The organism is Candidatus Polarisedimenticolia bacterium (assembly GCA_036004685.1).
Taxonomy (GTDB): domain Bacteria; phylum Acidobacteriota; class Polarisedimenticolia; order Gp22-AA2; family AA152; genus DASYRE01.
The window spans coordinates 30,012-48,693 of record DASYRE010000007.1; the positions used below are offsets into that span (position 1 = coordinate 30,012).

The 18,682-nt window shown below is 65.1% G+C and carries 24 protein-coding genes; 3 read left to right on the plus strand and 21 right to left on the minus strand.

Annotation, left to right across the window (positions count from 1 at the left end; all coding sequences use genetic code 11):
• Positions 1-106 precede the first annotated feature (106 nt).
• On the minus strand, positions 107-781 hold the full coding sequence (locus tag VGR67_01215; GenBank protein ID HEV8335021.1) for an aquaporin: 675 nt from the start codon (positions 779-781) through the stop codon (positions 107-109).
• 159 nt (positions 782-940) lie between these two features.
• Complete coding sequence (gene trxB / locus VGR67_01220; protein ID HEV8335022.1) at positions 941-2,161, minus strand: thioredoxin-disulfide reductase; 1,221 nt, start codon at positions 2,159-2,161, stop codon at positions 941-943.
• A 222-nt stretch (positions 2,162-2,383) separates the two neighbouring features.
• On the opposite strand from trxB, the gene VGR67_01225 reads away from it, so the two are divergent.
• The 3 genes from VGR67_01225 to VGR67_01235 all read left to right on the plus strand — a co-directional run bounded on the left by VGR67_01225 (position 2,384) and on the right by VGR67_01235 (position 5,227).
• Positions 2,384-2,980, plus strand: a complete 597-nt coding sequence (locus tag VGR67_01225) for a sulfite oxidase-like oxidoreductase (GenBank protein HEV8335023.1) — start codon at positions 2,384-2,386, stop codon at positions 2,978-2,980.
• Between the two features lie 30 nt (positions 2,981-3,010).
• On the plus strand, positions 3,011-3,520 hold the full coding sequence (locus tag VGR67_01230) for a hypothetical protein (GenBank protein HEV8335024.1): 510 nt from the start codon (positions 3,011-3,013) through the stop codon (positions 3,518-3,520).
• Between the two features lie 108 nt (positions 3,521-3,628).
• Positions 3,629-5,227: an FAD-dependent thymidylate synthase gene (locus tag VGR67_01235; protein ID HEV8335025.1), complete on the plus strand. Its 1,599-nt coding sequence runs from the start codon at positions 3,629-3,631 to the stop codon at positions 5,225-5,227.
• Positions 5,228-5,384: 157 nt separating this feature from the next.
• Here the strand turns inward: VGR67_01235 and VGR67_01240 are convergent, their stop codons facing one another.
• From VGR67_01240 to VGR67_01330, 19 genes are all read right to left on the minus strand, one after another.
• Positions 5,385-5,693 carry a Rieske 2Fe-2S domain-containing protein gene (locus VGR67_01240; protein HEV8335026.1) on the minus strand — a complete coding sequence of 103 codons (309 nt, stop codon included), beginning with the start codon at positions 5,691-5,693 and terminating at the stop codon, positions 5,385-5,387.
• Between the two features lie 37 nt (positions 5,694-5,730).
• Positions 5,731-6,132 (minus strand): 4Fe-4S dicluster domain-containing protein, encoded by a 402-nt coding sequence (locus VGR67_01245; protein ID HEV8335027.1) that lies wholly within the window; start codon positions 6,130-6,132, stop codon positions 5,731-5,733.
• Between the two features lie 90 nt (positions 6,133-6,222).
• Positions 6,223-6,546, minus strand: coding sequence for an iron-sulfur cluster assembly accessory protein (locus tag VGR67_01250; GenBank protein ID HEV8335028.1), 324 nt, complete (start codon positions 6,544-6,546; stop codon positions 6,223-6,225).
• The gene (locus VGR67_01255; GenBank protein HEV8335029.1) at positions 6,543-6,974 is read right to left on the minus strand and encodes an iron-sulfur cluster assembly scaffold protein; all 432 of its coding nucleotides are present in this window, start codon (positions 6,972-6,974) and stop codon (positions 6,543-6,545) included. Before VGR67_01255 ends, VGR67_01250 begins: the two co-directional genes overlap by 4 nt.
• Positions 6,971-8,188, minus strand: coding sequence for an IscS subfamily cysteine desulfurase (locus VGR67_01260; protein HEV8335030.1), 1,218 nt, complete (start codon positions 8,186-8,188; stop codon positions 6,971-6,973). The genes VGR67_01255 and VGR67_01260 overlap by 4 nt, the downstream gene beginning before the upstream one ends.
• Before the next feature lies 1 nt (position 8,189).
• Positions 8,190-8,585, minus strand: coding sequence for an Rrf2 family transcriptional regulator (locus VGR67_01265; protein HEV8335031.1), 396 nt, complete (start codon positions 8,583-8,585; stop codon positions 8,190-8,192).
• A 96-nt stretch (positions 8,586-8,681) separates the two neighbouring features.
• On the minus strand, positions 8,682-9,383 hold the full coding sequence (locus tag VGR67_01270) for a dihydrofolate reductase family protein (protein ID HEV8335032.1): 702 nt from the start codon (positions 9,381-9,383) through the stop codon (positions 8,682-8,684).
• Entirely contained in the window at positions 9,383-9,739 is a 357-nt protein-coding gene (locus VGR67_01275; GenBank protein ID HEV8335033.1) for a Rieske (2Fe-2S) protein, read from the minus strand. The genes VGR67_01270 and VGR67_01275 overlap by 1 nt, the downstream gene beginning before the upstream one ends.
• Positions 9,736-9,972, minus strand: a complete 237-nt coding sequence (locus tag VGR67_01280; GenBank protein ID HEV8335034.1) for a cold shock domain-containing protein — start codon at positions 9,970-9,972, stop codon at positions 9,736-9,738. Before VGR67_01280 ends, VGR67_01275 begins: the two co-directional genes overlap by 4 nt.
• Positions 9,973-10,012: 40 nt before the next feature.
• Entirely contained in the window at positions 10,013-11,044 is a 1,032-nt protein-coding gene (locus VGR67_01285) for a peptidylprolyl isomerase (GenBank protein HEV8335035.1), read from the minus strand.
• Between the two features lie 110 nt (positions 11,045-11,154).
• Positions 11,155-11,913 carry a glucose 1-dehydrogenase gene (locus VGR67_01290; GenBank protein HEV8335036.1) on the minus strand — a complete coding sequence of 253 codons (759 nt, stop codon included), beginning with the start codon at positions 11,911-11,913 and terminating at the stop codon, positions 11,155-11,157.
• A gap of 20 nt (positions 11,914-11,933) precedes the next feature.
• Positions 11,934-13,631 carry an electron transfer flavoprotein-ubiquinone oxidoreductase gene (locus VGR67_01295; GenBank protein HEV8335037.1) on the minus strand — a complete coding sequence of 566 codons (1,698 nt, stop codon included), beginning with the start codon at positions 13,629-13,631 and terminating at the stop codon, positions 11,934-11,936.
• The gene (locus VGR67_01300) at positions 13,594-14,874 is read right to left on the minus strand and encodes an SAM-dependent methyltransferase (protein ID HEV8335038.1); all 1,281 of its coding nucleotides are present in this window, start codon (positions 14,872-14,874) and stop codon (positions 13,594-13,596) included. Before VGR67_01300 ends, VGR67_01295 begins: the two co-directional genes overlap by 38 nt.
• Complete coding sequence (locus VGR67_01305; GenBank protein HEV8335039.1) at positions 14,871-15,389, minus strand: NADH-quinone oxidoreductase subunit B family protein; 519 nt, start codon at positions 15,387-15,389, stop codon at positions 14,871-14,873. Before VGR67_01305 ends, VGR67_01300 begins: the two co-directional genes overlap by 4 nt.
• Positions 15,386-15,877, minus strand: coding sequence for an NADH-quinone oxidoreductase subunit NuoI (nuoI, locus tag VGR67_01310; GenBank protein ID HEV8335040.1), 492 nt, complete (start codon positions 15,875-15,877; stop codon positions 15,386-15,388). The genes VGR67_01305 and nuoI overlap by 4 nt, the downstream gene beginning before the upstream one ends.
• Positions 15,878-16,582, minus strand: coding sequence for a methyltransferase domain-containing protein (locus VGR67_01315; protein HEV8335041.1), 705 nt, complete (start codon positions 16,580-16,582; stop codon positions 15,878-15,880). It lies immediately after the preceding gene.
• Positions 16,583-16,650: 68 nt separating this feature from the next.
• Positions 16,651-17,091 carry an iron-sulfur cluster assembly scaffold protein gene (locus VGR67_01320; GenBank protein HEV8335042.1) on the minus strand — a complete coding sequence of 147 codons (441 nt, stop codon included), beginning with the start codon at positions 17,089-17,091 and terminating at the stop codon, positions 16,651-16,653.
• Between the two features lie 240 nt (positions 17,092-17,331).
• The gene (locus VGR67_01325) at positions 17,332-18,222 is read right to left on the minus strand and encodes a HEAT repeat domain-containing protein (protein ID HEV8335043.1); all 891 of its coding nucleotides are present in this window, start codon (positions 18,220-18,222) and stop codon (positions 17,332-17,334) included.
• Entirely contained in the window at positions 18,219-18,668 is a 450-nt protein-coding gene (locus VGR67_01330; protein HEV8335044.1) for a hypothetical protein, read from the minus strand. The genes VGR67_01325 and VGR67_01330 overlap by 4 nt, the downstream gene beginning before the upstream one ends.
• Between the last annotated feature and the right edge of the window lie 14 nt (positions 18,669-18,682).

Sequence of the window (18,682 nt, forward strand, 5' to 3'; positions counted from 1 at the left end):
CCCTGGCCGGCGGACATCGAACAGCCCCCCCGGCCCCTGCCGGAAGGATCGAGGAATGCTACCCCACTCCCCCGGGTCGATCAATCAGCCGCGGCTTTTCTTCGGCTCAACGCTTCTTGAGAAGGACGCCGCTGTAGAAGAAAGCCGCCGACGCGCCCCCCAGGAGAGGGCCGATCCAATAGACGAGATGGTTGTTCCAATGCCCGGAGGCCATGGCGGGGCCGAAGGCCCGGGCGGGATTCATGGCGGCCCCGGTCAGCGCTCCGCCCATGAGGATGTCGGCGCAGACCATCAGACCGATCCCGAAACCGGCGATCTTGGGGGCCCGCTCGTCGACGGCGGTGGCCCATACGGCGAAAACCAGGAGAAAGGTCAGGACCGCTTCGATGAAGATGCCGGCTCCGGCCGAGACGCCAGGGTCGAGATCCGGGGTTCCCAGGGCGCGCGCCTGCCAGACGTGCGGCGCGAACATCATCCGGAGGAAAAAGCCTCCCAGGGCGGCCCCGACGAGCTGCGAGACGATGTAGGAGATCCCCGTCCGGCGGTCCATCCTCCCCGTCATCATGAACCCGAAGGTGACCGCCGGGTTGAGGTGCCCGCCGGAGAGATTCATCGTGCCGCTCACGGCGACGGACAGCGCCAGCCCGTGGGCGATGGCGATTCCCAGCAGACCCAGGCCTCGCCCCGTGAGCTCGTCCTGGCAGATGGAGCCCGCACCGATGAAGATCAAGATGAACGTGCCGATGGCTTCCGCGACAAAGGCTTTCATGGAATCCTGCATGGAACCTCCACCGACGGCCAAGGGTAAGGGAAGGAATGGGCGTCCTTCTCCGGGCGTTCCATCCCGGAAACGGCCAATAGGGTGTCTTAAGGAGGGCGCGCTGTCAACGCCGATCCGGCCGCAGGGGCCGGGGGGAAGGAAGTCAGGAGGGCGGATGGGTCAGTGGGCGCTGCGCTCCAGGAATCTCTCGGCATCGAGGGCGGCCATACATCCCGTCCCCGCGGCGGTGATGGCCTGCCGGTAGACGTGATCCGCGACGTCTCCGGCGGCGAAGACGCCGGGGACGCTGGTGGAGGTCCCGCCGAGGGTCACGAGATAGCCGTTCGCGTCCATCTCCAGCTGTTCGCGGAAAATGCGGGAGTTGGGAACGTGGCCGATCGCCACGAACACTCCGTCGCACCTCACCTCGCTGATCGCCCCGGTCTTCAAATTGCGGAGCACGGCGCGCTCGACTTTCCCTCGAGCCGGATCCCAGATCTCCTCGATGACCGAGTCCCAGACGAAGGAGATCTTCGGGTTCTTGAAGGCCTTCTCCTGCATGATCTTGGAGGCCCGCAGCTTGTCGCGGCGATGGATGACCGACACCTTGGAGGCGAACTTCGTGAGAAAAACAGCCTCCTCCATGGCGGAATCTCCTCCGCCCACCACCAGGATTTCCTTCCCCTTGAAGAAGAAGCCGTCGCAGGTAGCGCACGTGGAGACGCCGTGCCCGATGAGCTTCCTTTCCGACTCCAGCCCGAGCAGGCGGGCGTCGGCGCCGGTCGCCACGATAAGGCTGCGGGTGCGGTAGGTCTCGCCATCGATAGTGAGGGACAAGGGAGAGGTCTTGAGATCCGCGGCGGTCGCGTCCCCGGTGACGAAACGGGCGCCGAAGCGCTGCGCTTGCGCGCGCATCTGTCCGATGAGCTCCGGCCCGAGGATGCCGGTGGGGAATCCGGGGAAGTTCTCCACTTCCGTGGTCATCGTGAGCTGCCCTCCCGCGGCCCTCCCCTCCACCACGAGGGGCTGCAGATTCGCCCGGGCGGTGTAGATGGCGGCCGTGAGGCCGGCCGAGCCCGATCCCAGGATGATCACGCTCTCGATCATCTCCGCCCCCCGGCTCTCGTCGGCCTCCCGCCGGTCCGAGAGCCCCAGCAGCGGATCCAGCTTGCCGTCTCGGTCCAGCGCCCGCAAGTCGTCATACCCTCCGATTCCCGTTCCGTCGATGAAGATCTGCGGAGCCGTCTTCCTGCCGCCGGAGCGCTGGCGCATTTCGAGCTCCAGATCGGGGGCTCCGTCCACGGCGATTTCCTCGAACGCCACCCCTTTGGACAGGAGAAGCGCCTTCGCTTGCCCGCAAAACCCGCAATATTTTCTTGTGTAGATCGTCACTTCCGGCATGCGCGGCCCTCCGTGCGCGGAACTGCCCGGCGCCGATTCGGGGCGCTATTCTAGCATGGCCCGGTGAAACCCTTTTCTTGGCGGAGCGTTCGGGCGCTTTCCTTCTTGAGATGCCGGCCACCCCCGCGGAGGTTCTCACCGGCCCTTGTGCGGCGAGCCGTTGACACGCGGCGCCACCGGTCCCCATAATCCCCTTCCTCCCCATCGGAATCGGAGCATTCGATGAATGACGAACGCTCGGGAACGGCCAAGACCCCGAAGGATCGCCTTCCTCCGCGCCAGGCGCGCACCTTGAAGTGGCCGGTTCTCACCTATGGCGACGTTCCGCGGATCGATCGGCGGGACTGGCGCTTCCGGCTCTTCGGTCGGGTACGACAGGAGATTTCGCTGACCTGGGAGGAATTCGGCGCCCTGCCACGGGTGGAGTGGGTCTCGGACGTCCACTGCGTGACCCGCTGGAGCCGCTTCGATAATCGCTGGGGGGGAGTTTCCTCCCGGGAGCTCGTCCGCCTCGCCGAGCCCGAGCCTGCCGCCCGGTTCGTGATGGTCCACGGGTACGGCGATTACACCACCAATCTTCCCATCGCGGTCCTGCTTGAGGAGAACGTGCTCTTCGCCACCCATCACGACGGAAAGCCGCTGGAGGCGGAGCATGGCGGACCGATGCGGCTCGTCGTCCCGCGCCTCTATTTCTGGAAGAGCGCCAAGTGGGCCAACGGCCTGGAGTTTATGGACGAGGATCGGCTCGGGCTCTGGGAGCGCAATGGCTATCACCGGCGCGGCGATCCCTGGAAGGAAGAGCGCCACAGTGGCTGGTAGGCTCTGCGGCCCGAAGAGGCGTCCCGCGCCGTGCTGCAAGGGCTGATCGGTCTCGGCGCCCTGGCCCTCTCGTTGCTCATGGGCCTTTGGATGCAAGGAGTCCGGGAGCGCCCCGTCTACGATCGTCCCCCCTTTCTGCTGCGTCCTGCCACGCGGCTGCTCTGGGATCCGATCCGGTGGTCGCTCTTCGCGGCCGGCGGAATCCTCCTGGCCAAGGCCTCCGCCGTAGCCGCGGCGGCGATCGGCCTGATTCTGTTCGGGCTCTGGTCCTGGAAGCGCTATCTCGCGAGCGCCCGCCACCGCCGGCGGATGATCCGTGAGGCGTTCGCCCGGGAGAGGAAGCGGGACCCTTCCGCCAGCGATGAGCAGATCTTGGGGCGGATCCTCCATGCCATGCATGGGAGCTGGGGGGAAGAGCTCATCGACCAGATCGTGGCCGACAACCCGACGCCCGAGGCGGTCGCCGAAATGGTCCTGCGGATGGAGCGCGGCGCCCTTCCCGCGGGATTCCATCCCGGAAGGATCTTCCGGGGACGCTAATGCCGGGACGCGTTGTCGACAAAGTGGGTCGAGCCGCGCCTTGAACAACGGTATTATGGCTTTGAGTCTCACGCGCAAGGAGTCCCAAGCTCTCACGGGGTTCGAAGAATGACCGAGAACTTCACGGCCGCCGAGCGGGTTGTCCTCGCCCCGCACTTCACGAATCTCGACGGTCCGGTCTTCGCGCTCACGAATCTGCCGGAGGTGGTCAAAGGGGCGCTCTTCGCCCGCTACTCCCGCTCGGCTAAATCGCTGCGTCGGCTTTTCCTGGACGAGTTCGCCGGCGAGCTTTCCACCACCCCTGCGGGGGCCGCGGCCCCCGGCGCGCCGCACAGGAGCCTGGCGCGAGCCGAAGAACTCTACGATCGCGTCTTTTTCGAGTATGGCGACGATTCGGTGGCCCAGCTCGGCGGGGTGCATCTGGCCTGCGAGGGGGCTTCGAACATCCTCACGAAGGTCCTCGAGTGGGGTCGTCTCATGGCCTACCTCGAACAGTCGACGCGCTACGTGCCGTACGACGATCGGCCCGCCGGCCGTTACCGCTTCCATATCCCCGAGGAGCTTCAAGGCGACCTGCGCGAGCGCTACGTGAGCACCCTCGATGCAGCCTTCGACACCTACAAAACATGGTTGCCGAGGATGCGGGACCACTACACGCGAAGCGTGCCCAAACAGCCCGAGGAGTCCGACGCGGTCTACCGCATGAGCATCCGGGCCAAAGCCCTTGACACGCTGCGCGGCCTGCTTCCCGCCGCGACCCAATCCAACGTCGGCATTTACGCGACCGCTCAGGCGTATGAACAGCTGCTCTTGCGCATGCGCGCCCATCCCCTCGAGGAGGTCCGCTGGTACGCGGAGCAGATCCTCATCGAGCTGCGCAAAGTCATCCCGGCGTTTCTGCGGCGCGTGGATCTGCCGGAGCGAGGCGCGGCGTGGTCGGACTATCTCACGCGCGCGCGCGAGACGACCCGTGCGACGGCGAGCCGGCTCCTCGCCTCGATCGAGCCCGAATCCCGGGAGGAAGTGACTCTCACGGACTTCGACCCCGAAGGAGAGACCAAGGTGGTGGCCGCCGCGCTCTATGCGGCCTCCACGCTGCCCGACGATCAACTGCTCCGGATCGCGCGGCAAATGACCTCGGGGCAGCGTCGCGAGGTGCTCAGCGCCTACCTCGGAGAGCGCGCCAACCGGCGACACAAGCCCGGGCGCGCTTTCGAGAGGACCCGCTATCGCTTCGACATCCTCGCCGATTACGGGGCCTTCCGTGATCTGCAGCGCCATCGAATCCTGACGCTCGAGTGGCAACCGCTCTCTCCCCGCCTGGGTTACGCGACGCCCGCGGCCATCGAAGAGGCGGGCGCGCTCGACGATTGGACGAGTGCGATGGAAGCGTCGGCCAACCTCTACGACGCCATCGCTCGCGCCGGCCTCGGCGAGGTGGCGCCCTACGGTATCGCCATGGCGTACCGCGTGCGCTTCTACATGGACATGAATGCCCGCGAGGCGATGCACGTGATCGAGCTCAGGACCACGCTGCAGGGTCATCCCGCCTACCGGCGCGTTTGCCAGCAGATGCACCGCCTCATTGCGGATCAGGCCGGACACCGCGCGATGGCGGACGCGATGCGGTTCACCAATCACTCCGAAGCAGCTCTCGAGCGCCTCGAGGCCGAACGCACCGCCGAGCGCCGCCGGCACCCGCGCTAAGCGAGCAGCGCCCCGGGTGCCGGGGAACTTCAAGGCGGGAATCGTCCGGGCGGCCGCCGCGCGAGTGCTTGGACGCCCCCCCTGCGGCGAGCCGGTCAGGAGCCCGCCGCTCGAGCAGCCTCGCCGCGCCATCTCGATGAGTCGTCGAAGGCCGTGCTTATTCGGTGAGGAGGAAGACGTCGTCCCCTTGAACCTCCAGGGGAACGCATCGGACGGAGACGTTCGGGTTGCGCGGGCTCGCCCCGGTGCAGACGTCGAACTGCCAGCCGTGCCAGGGGCAGGTCACGACGGCGCCCTCCAGGCTGCCTTCGCCCAGAGGTCCCCCCCGGTGGGGGCAGGTGTTCTCCACGGCATGGAACTTCCCTTCCACGTTGAAAACGGCCAGGACCTTTCCCTCCGCCACGACCACCTTGCCCGTTCCGGCGGGGATTTCGGAGCGCTGGACGATTCGGATCCGTTCCGCCACGAGCGTTCCTTTCCGCGAGTTTCTCGAGCCGGACCGGTCAGGCGGCCGTTTCTTCCTGCGGATCGGGGATGAACTGCGTCCCATACTCCGGCATCGAGTACGACTCCACCAGGACGCGAATGCCCGGCTGGTTGGGCAGAATCATGTCGATCGTCTCCCACGGGCAGTCCCGCGCGCAGATCGTGCAGCCGGTGCAGCGATCCCAGTCGACGCGACAGATCGGATTCACCTCGGGAGAGTCGGGGTTGGGGATCTTGACGATGCAGTCCACGGGGCACACCGTGATGCACGCCTCGCACCCGGTGCAGCCGTTTTCATTGATGATCGCCTTGGGTCGAGGCTTGCGCGGCTTCCGGGCCGGACGTGCGGCCGCGGCCGGCGCCTCCTTCGGCCCGGCGGCGGCGGGCGGCGGGTTCGTGTTAGCGCTCGCTTCGTCCACGGTTCAGTTCTCCTGTCGATCGACGGCCGACGGTGCTCCCTCGCCATGCCGGGCCCAGGCACGGCGCGACTCCGGCGAGAGGGACGACGCTCATGTGTGGAACGACGTCCCGCACCCGCACTCGCCCTTGGCGTTCGGATTCACGAACGTGAAGCCGGTGCCGTTCAAGCCGTCGGTGAAGTCCACGGTGGTTCCGTTGAGGTAGAGGTAGCTCTTGGGATCCACGATGACCTTGACCCCATGCTGCTCGAAGACCCGATCCGCCTTGCCCGGCTCCTTCTCGAACACCAGACGGTAGGACAATCCCGAGCAGCCGCCTCCCGCGACGCTCACCCTCAGCCCGTATCCTTCCAGGCTTTCCTTCGCCATCAGGCCCTTGACTTCCTGGGCCGCCTTCTCGGTCAGCTGAATCATCCCTTTCCTCCCGAAGTGGTTTTACCTTCCGCTTCGCCCCGATCGAGAAAATCCTCCACGGCCGCGCGGAGCGCGTCCTCCGCCAGGACCGAGCAGTGGATTTTTTCCTCCGGGAGCTCCAGCTCCCGGGCGATGTCGTCGTTCCGAATCTCCAGCGCCTCGCCCAACGTCCGTCCCGTCGCCCATTCGGCGGCCAGGCTAGCGCACGCGATGGAGCTGCCGCACCCGAAGACCTTGAAGCGCGCCTCTTCGATCCGCCCGCCTTCGACGAAGCGCAGCTGGATCCGGACCAGATCGCCTTTCGCCGCTTCCCCAGCGGTCCCCGTTCCCACCCCAGGCTCCCCGGGGGAGAAGCTGCCGGCGTTCCGCGGCCGGCGGCACCGCTCCGCGACCTTCGCGCTGCTCGCCTCGCGCGAAGCGCCGTTCATTGCCCGGCCGGCCACGACGCGCCCGGTGCGCCCCGCCGGGCCATCTCGTAAAGGGGCGAGATCTCGCGCAGGCGCATCACGCTCTCCACGACCCGGCCGGCCACGTATTCTACCTCTTCCGCGGTATTGAACCGTCCGAGCCCGAACCGCAGGGAGGTGTGGGCCATCTCGTCGCCGACTCCCATCGCCTTCAACACGTAGGAGGGTTCGAGACTGGCGGAGGTGCAGGCGGAGCCGGAGGAGACCGCGACGTCGTTCATCGACATCATCAGAGACTCCCCTTCGACGTACGCGAAGCTCACGTTGAGGCTGTGCGGGAGACGCAGATGAGGGTGCCCGTTCAGGTGCACGTCCTCCAGATCGGAGACGATCCTCGCCTGCAGCCGGTCGCGCAGGCCCGCCAGCCGGACCGATTCCTCCGGCAGGATCTGCCCGGCGATTTCGCAGGCTTTGCCGAATCCGACGATGCCGGGAACGTTGAGCGTGCCGGAACGCAGCCCCTTTTCATGGCCGCCTCCCACGATCTGGGGAGCGATCCGGACGCGTGGATGGCGCTTTCGCACGTACAGCGCTCCGACCCCTTTGGGGCCGTAGATCTTATGGGCGGAGAACGACATGAGATCGATTCCCATCGCCTCGACGTCCATGGGAATCTTTCCCACCGCCTGGGCGGCGTCGCAATGGAACAGGATTCCCTTCGCTTTGGCGACTCGGCCGATTTCTTCGACCGGATGAACCGTTCCCACCTCGTTGTTGGCGGCCATGATGGAGATCAGGATCGTGCCGTCGGTGACGGCGTCGGCCACCGCCTCGGCGGAGACGCGGCCGTAGGAATCGACGGGAAGGTAGGTGACCCGGTAGCCGAGACGCTCCAGGCGGCCGCACGCGTCCAGAACCGCCTTGTGCTCGGTCCGGCACGTGATGAGGTGCTTTCCCTTTTCGGCATAGGCTTCGGCGGCCCCGAAGAGCGCCAGATTATCCGACTCCGTCGCGCCGCTGGTAAAGACGACCTCGCCCGGCGCGGCGTGGACGAGGGACGCGACCGACTCCCGGGCCTTCTCCACCGCCTCCTCGGCCCGCCATCCGAACGCGTGGCTCCGACTGGCAGCGTTTCCGAACTCCCGCCCGAAGAACGGGAGCATCGACTCGAGGACCGCGGGATCGACCGGCGTGGTGGCCTGATGATCCATGTACACCGGAGCCCGATCGCTCATCTCAGATCTCCCTCAGGGTCGTGCGGTCCAGCAGGTCGATCACCATCTGCTGGACTTTCGCCAGGGGCCGGCGCACGCGGCAGAGGCCCTCTTGCTCGCAGGGTCCCCTTCGGCGACTCTCGCAATCGATCAGGGCGACGGGGCCTTCGATCGCTTCCATCACCTCGCGCACGCTGATGGAGGCCGAACCGCGCGCCGGAGAGTAACCCCCCTTGGTGCCATGCTGGGACACGAGCAGCCCTTTGCGGGCAAGAGTCTGCAGCAGCTTGGCGAGGACTTCGAAGGGGATGCCGTAGGCTTCGGCGATTTCACGGGCGCTGGAGCGTTGATTATCCTTGGCCATGATGTGCTTCAGGGCCATGAGACTGTAGTCGGTCTTCTTGCTGAGTCGAAACATGCTCCGTCCGACCTCTCCCGTCTTCGATATCCGACCTCTTATGTCGGATATTATAGGTTGGCCGAGCGCGCCTGTCAACGATCCCTCGAGCCCCAATCAATCTCGTGGACCGGACTTGCGGAGATAGTGCAGAAAAAGCTCGCCTCGGGAACGGCGGAGCGAGACGAGGCGATAGTGAGGGAAACGATCCGGCAGGAAGCCGGCGCCGTCCACCGGAGTCGGACTGCGGGAGCCGCCGATGATCAATGGACAAAGCGTGAGGTAGATTTCGTCGATCAGCCCCCGGCGAAAGAAGTCGAAATTCGTTTCTCCTCCCCCCTCCAGCAGCAATTGAGCGACGCCCCGGGCCCGCAGCTCGCGCATGAGCCGGGGGAGCAGGACCTTCTTCCTTCCGAGGACGAGCACCTCCGAGGAGCGCCGGACGGAGCTCAGCCGGCGGCTCGGAGCCGACGCGGTGGTCACGACGAGCCGCCGTACGTCGGAGGCCTGGAAGAACCGTCCCTGTCGCGGGACGGCCAGCGAGGAGCTCAGCAGGATGTTGAGAGGCTGTTCGGCGCGACCCGCCGCCAGGCGCTGCTTCCGCAGCGTCCGCGAGCGAATCCGCAGCGGGAAATCGACGGCGCGGAGCGTCCCGGCGCCGATCAGAATGGCGTCGGAGCGCGCTCGGATGCGATCCATCAGCCGGCGATCTTCACGGCTCGGAAAGCCGGGGCGCTCCCTCCGGTGGGAAGCAATCTTGCCATCCAGGCTCGTCGCGACGTTAAGGAAGCAGCAAGGGCGGCCGGCGCCGGCGCTCATTACTCCTCGCCGTCGGAGTGGATGTCTTCTTGGAGGGGTTGCGGAGGCGTCTCCTCGATCTCCAAAACCAGATCCTCGCCCTGGCGAGACAGGCGATGCGTCTTCAATCGGGCCCAGCTCCGCGTGAGGCCTTGGCCCGTCCGGATATCAAAGCACCAGTGATGCCACGCGCAGGTCAGCGTCCCGTCTCGAAGATCGCCGTTGCTGAGGTCGGCGCCCATGTGAGGGCAGGCCTCGTCCACCGCAAAGAGGGAGCCTCCCTCGTTGAACAGGGCGACCCTCCGCCCCCCCGCTCGGACGCTCCGGGAAAGGCCGGGAGGAAGCTCCTTCGCCTTTCCGACCACGAACCGGCTCACGGCCCATCCGATCCGCTCGCCCCCTCCGGGCCTTGGCGCACGACATTCGCCGCTTTGGGACCTCGTTCTCCCTTCTCGACGTCGAAGATCACCGCGTCTCCCTCCCGCAGCGTCTGGAGCTTCCCGCCTCCCTTCAGGGAGGTGCGGTGCACGAAGACATCCTGTCCGTCCTCGGCGACGATGAAGCCGAATCCCTTCTCGCGGTTAAACCACTTCACTCTTCCCTGCGCCATCGGGCACCTCCGGGCCGGGCGCATCCCGCCGACTTCCGCCTCAGGGCGTCGGCGTGAGAATCTCGATCTTCGCTCCGGCCTTCAACTTGCCGAGATAGGCGTTGAACGCTTCCTTCTCCTTTTGTTGAGACAGAAAGGCGGAAATCTGCTTCTTGGCCTCGGCGAGGCTCACGTCGCCCGCAGCCTTCTTGCCCGTGACCTTCAGGATGTGAAACCCGAACGGACTCTCGACGACGTCGCTCACCTCGTTCACCTTGAGATTGAAGGCGGCTTGAGAAAGGACCGGTAGGGTTCCGTTGCGCGAGACATAGCCCATTTCCCCGCCGTCCTTCCCATCCGGACTCTCCGAGAACTGGCGGGCCAGGGTCGCGAAGTCCTTGCCGCCGCGCACCTCCTTGAGCAGGGCCTCGATCTTCTGCCGGGCTTTCGCTTTCACGGGCGCCTCGGCGCGGGCATCGGCCCGCACGAAGATCTCCGAGAGCTTGACGGCCTCGGGCCGGCGCATCCGCTCCTTATTCTTCTGGTAGTAGTCGGAAATCTCCGCGTCGGAGACGGAGATCTTCGAGTCCACCTCGTTCTTGACGAGCTGCTCGATGGCAAGGTTGCGGCGGACCCGCTCCTTCATCTCGGCCGCGGTGAGGCCCTGCTCTTGAAGGTACTTGGTGAATTCCGCCTCCGAGGGGAATTTCGCCTGCAGCTCCTGGAGCTGCCGGTCGACCGAGCCCTCGGGGACGGCGATCTTCGCCGCACGGGTCGCCTGGAAAAGGATCTCCGAGCTGACGAGGCTGTCGAGAAGCTGCTTGCGCAGATCCTGCAGTTGCGCAGCGGGCACGGCCTTCGGATCCTGCCCGTTCTTGTCGAGGAAGAGCTTCACGGCCTGCTCCAGCTGTTGGGAGGGGATTTCCGTCCCGTTCACGCGGGCGAGAGGCGTGGTCGGAGAGACTTTCGCCGCCGGCAAAGCCGGAGAAGCCTTCGCGGGAGCCGCTTTGCCCGCGGGATCGCTGCCTCTCGCCTGGCAAGCCGGAACGAAAAACAGGATGGAACCGAACATCGCGAGCAGTAGCCGCTTCATAAACGACGCTCCTCAGGGGAAAAACCGCAGGAAGAGCCCCTCCGCACCCGGAAGGGTTAACTCCCGGCAAGGCTACTCCCATCACGGAATCAAGATCAAGCGGGGCCGGCTCAGGAAGCGGTGAGTCCCCCGTCCAGGGTGACGACGCTTCCCGTCATCCATTGCGATTCGTCGGAGGCCAGATAGAGGGCGAGGGCGGCCACGTCCTCCGGCGTGCCCATGCGGCCGAGAGGATGCAGCCGGTCGAACTCGCCGCGCTCCAGCGCCTTGCCCTCACGATCGCGGCGGGCCCTCCACAGGGGGGTGTCGACGACTCCGGGGCAGATCGCGTTGACGCGAATCCCCTCGCGCGCGTGATCCAGGGCCATCGCCCGCGTCAGCTGAATCACTCCGCCTTTGGCGGCGCAATAGGCGGCGGCGTCGGTCATCGCCACCAGGCCGAGGGTCGACGCGTTGTTGATGATCGACCCGCCGGTCCGGCTCATACCCGGCACGGCCGCGCGGGAGGCGAGGTAGACCGATCGAAGGTTGTTCGCCAACACGCGGTCCCAGGTCTCCGGATCCGTCCGGACCACGGAGCCCGGCTCGAACGTCCCGTGATTGTTGAACAGGATCCGCAGCTCTCCGAACTCCTCCAGGGCTCGCCCGACCGCGCTCTCCGCCTGCGCAGGATCGGCGAGGTCGGCCGGGACCGCGATCGCGACTCCGCCGCTGGCGCGAATCAGGCGGACGGTCTCGTTCAAGGGGTCCATCCGGCGGCCGGCGACCGCCACCTTCGCCCCCTCGCGCGCGAAGAGCAGCGCCGCGGCGCGACCGATGCCGCTGCCTGCCCCCGTGACGAGGGCGCTCTTGCCTTGAAGCCTGGCCATGGCGCGCCCCTCCGGGTCCGTCACATGTCGAGATAGCGCGGACCGCCTCCTCCCTCGGGAGGAACCCACGTGATGACTTGGTAGGGGTCCATGATGTCGCAGGTCTTGCAGTGCACGCAGTTCGAGGCGTTGATCTGCAGCCGCTTCCCGTTGCCGTCCTCGGCCTCGACCATCTCGTAGACGCGAGCGGGACAAAAGTGCTGGCAGGGGTTGCCGTATTCCTCGGTGCAGCGCGTCCGGCAGACGCTCGTGTCCACGAGGAGGTGAGAAGGCTGATCTTCCTCGTGCCGCGTGCCGGAATGATAAACGTCCGTCAGCTTGTCGAAGGTGGTCCGGCCGTCGAACCGGATTCGCGTCTCCTCGAGCGAGGGGACGCTGCCCTCGAAATAGCGGTGGATCTTCTGCATCCGCTCGTGCCCCGCAGGGAACCGGCCGAACTCCCGGATTCCGCGGCCGCCGGTGATCATCTGGAGCCCCGAGTGGAACAGGCCCGCCCACAGGCCGTGCTCGAACCCCTGGTGGAAGTTCCGGACTTTGTGGAGCTCGCGGAACACGTAGCTGCCGCGCAAGCGCTGCTCGTATCGGGCGAGCGCCGTGGCGGACGTGTCGCCTTGGCGCAGCGCGTCGAAAACCGTCTCGGCCGCGATCATCCCCGATTTCATCGCCAGGTGAATTCCCTTCAGCCGCATCGGATTCAGCAACCCTCCCGAATCCCCGATGATGAGGGCGCCTTCCGCGACGAGCCGCGGAACGGCGTAGAAGCCCCCCTCGGGAATGGCCTTGGCGCCATAGCCCGCGACCTTCCCCCCCTTCAGCATGGAGGCGACGTAGGGATGGGTCTTGTACCGCTGAAACTCGTGGTGCAGATCGAGCGTCGGGTCCCTGTAGTCCAGTCCGACGACCAGCCCCACCGCGAGCTGATCCTCCGAGAGCCCGTAGACGAATCCCCCGCCGAACGTCTCATTCTTGAGCGGAAACCCGAGCGTGTGCGCGACGAGCCCCTGGAGCCCGCTCTCCCGGGGCACGCTCCAGATCTCCTTGACGCCCGCGGAATAGACCTGGGGACTCCTTCCCTCGTCGAGACGATGGCGCCGGGTCAGCTCCTTCACCAGCGTTCCGCGGGGACCCTCGCCGAGAATCGTCACCCGGGCCCGGATGTCGATACCCGGCTCGTAGTTCGACTTGCGCTGTCCCTGGCGGTCCACTCCCTTGTCGCCCGTGCGGACCCCGATCACCGCGTCGCCGTCGTAGAGAAGCTCGCGCCCCCCGAAGCCGGGCAGGACGTCCACGCCCCCCTGCTTTTCCAGGAGCTCTCCCAGCCAGCGCACGAGACGGCCGAGCGAGATGATGTAGTTGCCGTGATTCTGCAGGGGCGGCGGGACGATAGGCAGCCTAAATCGCCGCCGCGACGTCAGAAAGCTGACTTCGTCGTGGAGCACGGGCTGGAGCGGGGCGGTCTTCTCGGCGAAGTCCGGGATGAGCTCTCGCAGAGCGATCGGATCGAGCACCGCGCCGGAAAAGGCATGCGAGCCGATGTCGGGCCCCTTTTCAATCAGGGCGATGCTGGTGTGCAAGGGGGCCTCGGCGCTCCCCGCCGCGGTCTGGTTGTGGGCCTGAATCAGTCGGGCCAGATGATAGGCCCCCGCGAGCGAAGCGGGACCCGCTCCGACGAACAGCACGTCAACTTCGAGGACTTCCCGCTCCATTCCGGATGTCACCCGCCCTCTCGAGATTCACGTCGGCGTTCAAGGCGCCACCGGGCGCATCGCCGGGCGCCGGCGCCCGCCATTGCTCGGGAGGAGCCAGGCCGGCAAGATCCAAACCCATCCCTTCCGAGGCGAGTATCAGGATCTGGTGGCTCTCCCCCATTCCTCTCGCGAGGAACAAATCCTGCACCGCTTGCCGCTCCCGCAGCTCCTCCCAATCGAACTCCTCTGCCGGAGGGCGCAGGGTGTCCAGGATTCCGAGCGCCATCAGGAACCTTCCCTGACTCACCGGCCCCTTCGCGGTGAAGCCTGCCTCGGCGGCGGCGGCCCGGATCGAGCTGAAATTCACGTGAGCCGTGAGGTCCTGGAGACCCATTCGATCCAGATAGTCCTCGCTGGCTCGATGCCGATGATAGGCCAGAAGGGTGCCGCGCTGGTGCCGCGGGGAGAAGATTTCCGGCGCGAGATGCCCATAGTCCATCAGCAGAATGTATCCGCGCTCCACTTTCGACGCGACGCTTCGGACCCAATCGATGGCCTCGAGAGGGACCTCGAGCTCCTGGCCCTCCCGCGGGAGGCATTCCAGGCGGTCCAGCTCCGCTTTCAGGCGCGGCGTCGAAAGCGGACCCAGGATTTCGACCGGTCGGTTCTCCCAGCCGACATGGATCTCATGGAGCTTTCCGTCACGGCAGACGAGACGATGGACCGGCATGGCATCGAGGATCTCGTTCGCCAGGACGCATCCCCGGAACCGGCCGGCGGAGCGTTCCCATTCAGCAGGAGACAGCCACCGGGCGGTCCGGCCGAATCCCGCTTTCTCGAAGAGCTGCCGCTGGATCTCCGCCCGATCCCGATTGCCCTCCACCAGAGTCGCCAGGGGCAAATCGGCCCCGGGGCGGAGCCTTCCAAGCTCCCCAAGCGCTGCGAGCAGGAGCTCCCCGCTCCCCGGTCCCACCTCCACGACTTCCGACGTTCCGCGGCCCACTCGATCGAGACATTCGGCGAGCTGTCTTCCCAGCAGCGTCCCGAATGCCGGATGCCGGGAGGGAGCGGTGTAATAGTCGGAATCCTCCGTGCGGCCCACCGGGTTCTCGGGGCGCATGTAGTATCCCCAGCGGGGATGATAGAGGGCCATCCGCATGAATTCCGAGAAAGGGAGCGGCCCCCGCTCGCCGATGCGGCGGCGCAAGGCGTCGAGGAGTTCCGGAACCCCGGACGTCCCTGCCGGGGGCTGAAGGGAGGCGCGGAAGGTCATCGCTTGCCGGCGATTTTCTTCTGGATCTCGAGGATGCCCGAGATCAGCGCCTCGGGCCGGGGGGGACAACCGGGAATGTATATATCCACCGGAACGATCTCATCGACGCCCTGAACGGTGCAATACGAATGGAACATGCCCCCCGACGAGGCGCACGCTCCCATCGCGATGACCCATTTGGGCTCCGGCATCTGATCGTAGATCTTCTTGAGGGCGGGAGCCATCTTCTTGCTGACGGTCCCGGCCACGATCATGAGATCCGCCTGCCGCGGGGAGAACCGGAGCGCCTCGGCTCCGAACCGTGCGATGTCGAAGCGAGGGCCGACCATCGCCATCAGCTCGATGGCGCAACACGCGAGCCCCATGGGCATGGGCCACAGCGAGTTCTTGCGCGACCACGCCACAAGGTCGTCGATCCGGGTGGTGAAGAGAGTGTCCTTGAGGACGTCCTCGTCGCGGGCCGAGGTTCCGTAGGGGTCGGCGCTGGAGGAAGGGGCGACCGCCGTCTCACTCATTTATGGGCCCATTTCTTGACGGGATCGAACCGCACGCCGCCGATCTGCAGAAGCTTCTCCTTGCCGAAAATCAACTCTTGCCGGCTCCGGCCCGTGAGCTCGTACTCCTTGGTCAGGAAGATCGCCTCCTCCGGGCAAACCTCCTCGCAGTAGCCGCACATGATGCACCGCAGCATGTTGATCTCGAACTCCTGCGGCCCCTTTTCGACGTTGCTGGCCTCCAGCTGCCGGGCTTGGATGGTGATGGCGCGCGGCGGGCAGACCCACTGGCACAGGAAGCAGGCGACGCACTTGGTTCGTCCGTCCTGGTCGCGGACGAGAGCCGGGAGCCCACGGTAATTCTCGGGAAGCTTCCATTTCTCTTCGGGATACTGCATCGTCACCTTGGCGCGGAACATGTGCTTCAAGGTGAGCCAGAGCCCCTTGAGAATCCCCGGCAGATAGATTCTCTCCGCCAGGGTCAGCGACCGGGGCCGGCGGACGAGCAATTACTTGATTCCTACCACGACGGCGTGGTTGAAGTACTTCCACAAGCAATCGACGTCCCGGAATCCCGCTTCCTTCATCCAATGAAGGATTTCGGGGAGGGTCGCCGGGAGATCGTTGTTGAGATGCCCCTTGACGCGGGTCTCAATCTCGTCGCGCGTGAGCCCGTTGAAGCGCAGGTAGTTCTTCCAGATCCTGAAGAACTTCTTGTCCAGATAGGACGAAGGCGACTGAATCAAGTCTCCGAAGAGAAACACCCCCTCTTCCTTGAGAGAGCGGTGAATGCTCTTCATGAGCTTGAGCTTGTCCTTGTCGGGCAAATGGTGCAGGGCCATCGAGGAGATGGCCAGGTCGTACTCGCGCATGAACTCATAGGTGCCGAAGTCGGAGTGGATCAGGTTGACCCGGTCCTTGTAAGGAAGCAGCTTCTGCCCGGCGACTTCGAGCATTTTCGCCGAGAGATCGATCGCCTCGACGCCGGCTTCTGGAAAACGCCGCAAGACCTCCGCCGTCAGCTCCCCGGTGCCGACCCCCAACTCGACGATGTCGATGAAGTCCCTTCCGAGAGAGGTGAGGAAATAGAGCATCACTTCGTGTATCTCGCGGTAACGAAGGATGACTCGTGGGAATATCTGGTCGTAGATTGCCGAAGCGTCGTCGAAGGTCTGCTCGATCTGGCGCAGGGTTGCCACCTTTGGGTCCTCCATGTCCCCTTGGGACTCCGGGAGCCGGATCCTCCGGGGTATCTATCTCTCAGGGAACGTCGTGGAAGGGCTCATCCGCTCACGCCGGGAGCCGTCGTTTCCCTCGTCGTGCCGTGCTCTGTATCGCAATCTGAAAATCGGCTTCGGTAAAGAACGATTGCTTCCTTCAGGGCCTGCTCGGCCAGAATCGAGCAGCGAATCTTGCTTTCCGGCAGGCCTCCCAATGCCTGGGCAACCTGGGCATTGGTGATCATTCCCACCTCTTCAAGACGCCGCCCGCGAATCAACTCCGTGGTCATCGAGCCGGCGGCGATGGCCGCCGTGCAGCCAAACACTTTGAACCGGGCCTCCCTGACGCAGCCGGCGTCGATCCGGAGACTCAAGCGCATTACGTCCCCGTGATCGGCATTGCCAACCGTCACGACGACATCCGGCTCGGGGAGGTCTCCGACATTTCGGGGATGTCGATAGTGATCCAGCAGTATCTCCGAATAGCCCGGATGGTCGATCATGCCTTGGCTTCTCCGGAGACCGGACCACCGCCCGATTCGATGCCCTTTGAGCGTGAACGGACCGTGCTTTGATCGGTGTGGACCGTATTTGTTTCCTTCGGTCTTCTGGCCGAAGGCGATGGAAGGTGCGTCCCACTTCCGTCGAAGCGTTATTTTAGCCGCAGTGCGGCAGGCGAGTCAAGGATGGAAATTATTGCTAAATCAATAGAATACAAGAGCTTATATAAATTTGGCGAAAGATCAATATTTCATTTCCTCGATCCAGGCTCGAGCCGCCTTTCGCACGCGAGGATCGGAGTCGGTTTGGGAGAGACCCCGGACACTGTCGAATAAGCCTTTTGTTTGCAAATTCTTGAGAGCCCTCATCGCGTTCAGGATGGTGGTGCTTTTCTCATCCGGCTGCATTGAGGAGAAGCGATCCAGGTAGCGACGATCCAACATCTTAATTAGGACAGGCTCGCCCGCCGGATCGCCCTTTCTTGCCAGAGCCAAGGCGGCGTTCCAACGAACTTCCTCCGTCGAATCCGCCAGAGCCTGCTTCAGTTCTGCCACGTAGGAATCTCCGGGAAGCAATCCGAGGCCATAGGCGGATACTGAGCGAACCGCCGGGTCGCTGTCCTTAAGCCCCTCGTGGAACAGAGGTTCGGCCTCCGGAGCTGCGAGGCGCGCCAGACCCCAAGTGGCATAAAGACGTGTCTCCGAGTCATCATCGCGAACCGCCTCCAGAAGCGGAGGGACCGCCTCTCGCGATTCCGAGTTTCCAAGAGTGAGCGCCAGGTAGCGTCTTACTCGCGGATCCCTTTGCGGATGGGTGGCTTCATTCCTGAAAATAGCCGCCACGTCGCGCAGCAGCGCCGGGTCCCGTCTCCAGTCCTTGCCCTCGCGCAGGAGGTTCGAAAGCTCGAAGGCAGCCTGCCATCTTTGATTGAAGCGGCCTGACTGAAGGGTGCGCAGATGGTCCCGGGCCGTCGGAGGTTGGCGAGTCGCCAGAGTGTAAAGCAGAAAGACCCCCACGAGCCCAGCGACGACGGCCAGCGGCAGAAGGAAGAACTGAGTCACGACGCTCGCGTCGCTCCTGCCGTCGCCCGCCGGAAGGGCCGGTCCGGCCGAGCCGGATGAGGGATCGGTCATGGGGTCTTCTCTTTTTCCAGATACTTCCTTTCTTCGCGGTCGATGTCGGAAATGTGAAGGTCGAAGGCCGTATGCCGCGGGTCCCGAATCGTCCCCCGGTAGATCGCCCCGCAACGATAGCAAACGACCACCGCCGGGACATTGAGAAAGATCACCAGATCGATCCCCAGGCAGACCAGCAGGCTGATACCGTAGGTGAACGGACTCAAGGCGGCGCCGATGCCGGCGATGACGCAGCCAATCCTCTGGTTGAAGTCCCGCTGGGCGTAGAATCGCTGGCCGGCGCAAAGGCAGCAACGCGAGACCGGCTTTCCTTCGTAAATCCCTCCCGGAGAGTGAAGCTCCAGCTTCCTGGCACATCGGGAGCAGGTCCACGGCGACTGCGCCCAAGGCAGCGGAAGCGCCGTTTCCGCCTCGCAGCCGGGGCAGAGGAACTGGACGTTCACCTCCGCCTCGGGTC

Bases quoted from the DNA above. Each gene is read 5' to 3' on its own strand.
- VGR67_01280 (HEV8335034.1), bottom strand. From the start codon at position 9,972: ATGGCGCAGGGAAGAGTGAAGTGGTTTAACCGCGAGAAGGGATTCGGC.
- VGR67_01285 (HEV8335035.1), bottom strand. From the start codon at position 11,044: ATGAAGCGGCTACTGCTCGCGATGTTCGGTTCCATCCTGTTTTTCGTT.
- VGR67_01235 (HEV8335025.1), top strand. From the start codon at position 3,629: ATGACCGAGAACTTCACGGCCGCCGAGCGGGTTGTCCTCGCCCCGCAC.
- VGR67_01250 (HEV8335028.1), bottom strand. From the start codon at position 6,546: ATGATTCAGCTGACCGAGAAGGCGGCCCAGGAAGTCAAGGGCCTGATG.
- VGR67_01215 (HEV8335021.1), bottom strand. From the start codon at position 781: ATGCAGGATTCCATGAAAGCCTTTGTCGCGGAAGCCATCGGCACGTTC.
- VGR67_01325 (HEV8335043.1), bottom strand. From the start codon at position 18,222: ATGACCGATCCCTCATCCGGCTCGGCCGGACCGGCCCTTCCGGCGGGC.
- VGR67_01320 (HEV8335042.1), bottom strand. From the start codon at position 17,091: ATGATCGACCATCCGGGCTATTCGGAGATACTGCTGGATCACTATCGA.
- trxB (HEV8335022.1), bottom strand. From the start codon at position 2,161: ATGCCGGAAGTGACGATCTACACAAGAAAATATTGCGGGTTTTGCGGG.
- VGR67_01270 (HEV8335032.1), bottom strand. From the start codon at position 9,383: ATGAGCGCCGGCGCCGGCCGCCCTTGCTGCTTCCTTAACGTCGCGACG.
- VGR67_01290 (HEV8335036.1), bottom strand. From the start codon at position 11,913: ATGGCCAGGCTTCAAGGCAAGAGCGCCCTCGTCACGGGGGCAGGCAGC.
- VGR67_01255 (HEV8335029.1), bottom strand. From the start codon at position 6,974: ATGAACGGCGCTTCGCGCGAGGCGAGCAGCGCGAAGGTCGCGGAGCGG.
- VGR67_01225 (HEV8335023.1), top strand. From the start codon at position 2,384: ATGAATGACGAACGCTCGGGAACGGCCAAGACCCCGAAGGATCGCCTT.
- VGR67_01265 (HEV8335031.1), bottom strand. From the start codon at position 8,585: ATGTTTCGACTCAGCAAGAAGACCGACTACAGTCTCATGGCCCTGAAG.
- VGR67_01315 (HEV8335041.1), bottom strand. From the start codon at position 16,582: ATGGAGGACCCAAAGGTGGCAACCCTGCGCCAGATCGAGCAGACCTTC.
- VGR67_01305 (HEV8335039.1), bottom strand. From the start codon at position 15,389: ATGAGTGAGACGGCGGTCGCCCCTTCCTCCAGCGCCGACCCCTACGGA.
- VGR67_01300 (HEV8335038.1), bottom strand. From the start codon at position 14,874: ATGACCTTCCGCGCCTCCCTTCAGCCCCCGGCAGGGACGTCCGGGGTT.
- VGR67_01260 (HEV8335030.1), bottom strand. From the start codon at position 8,188: ATGAGCGATCGGGCTCCGGTGTACATGGATCATCAGGCCACCACGCCG.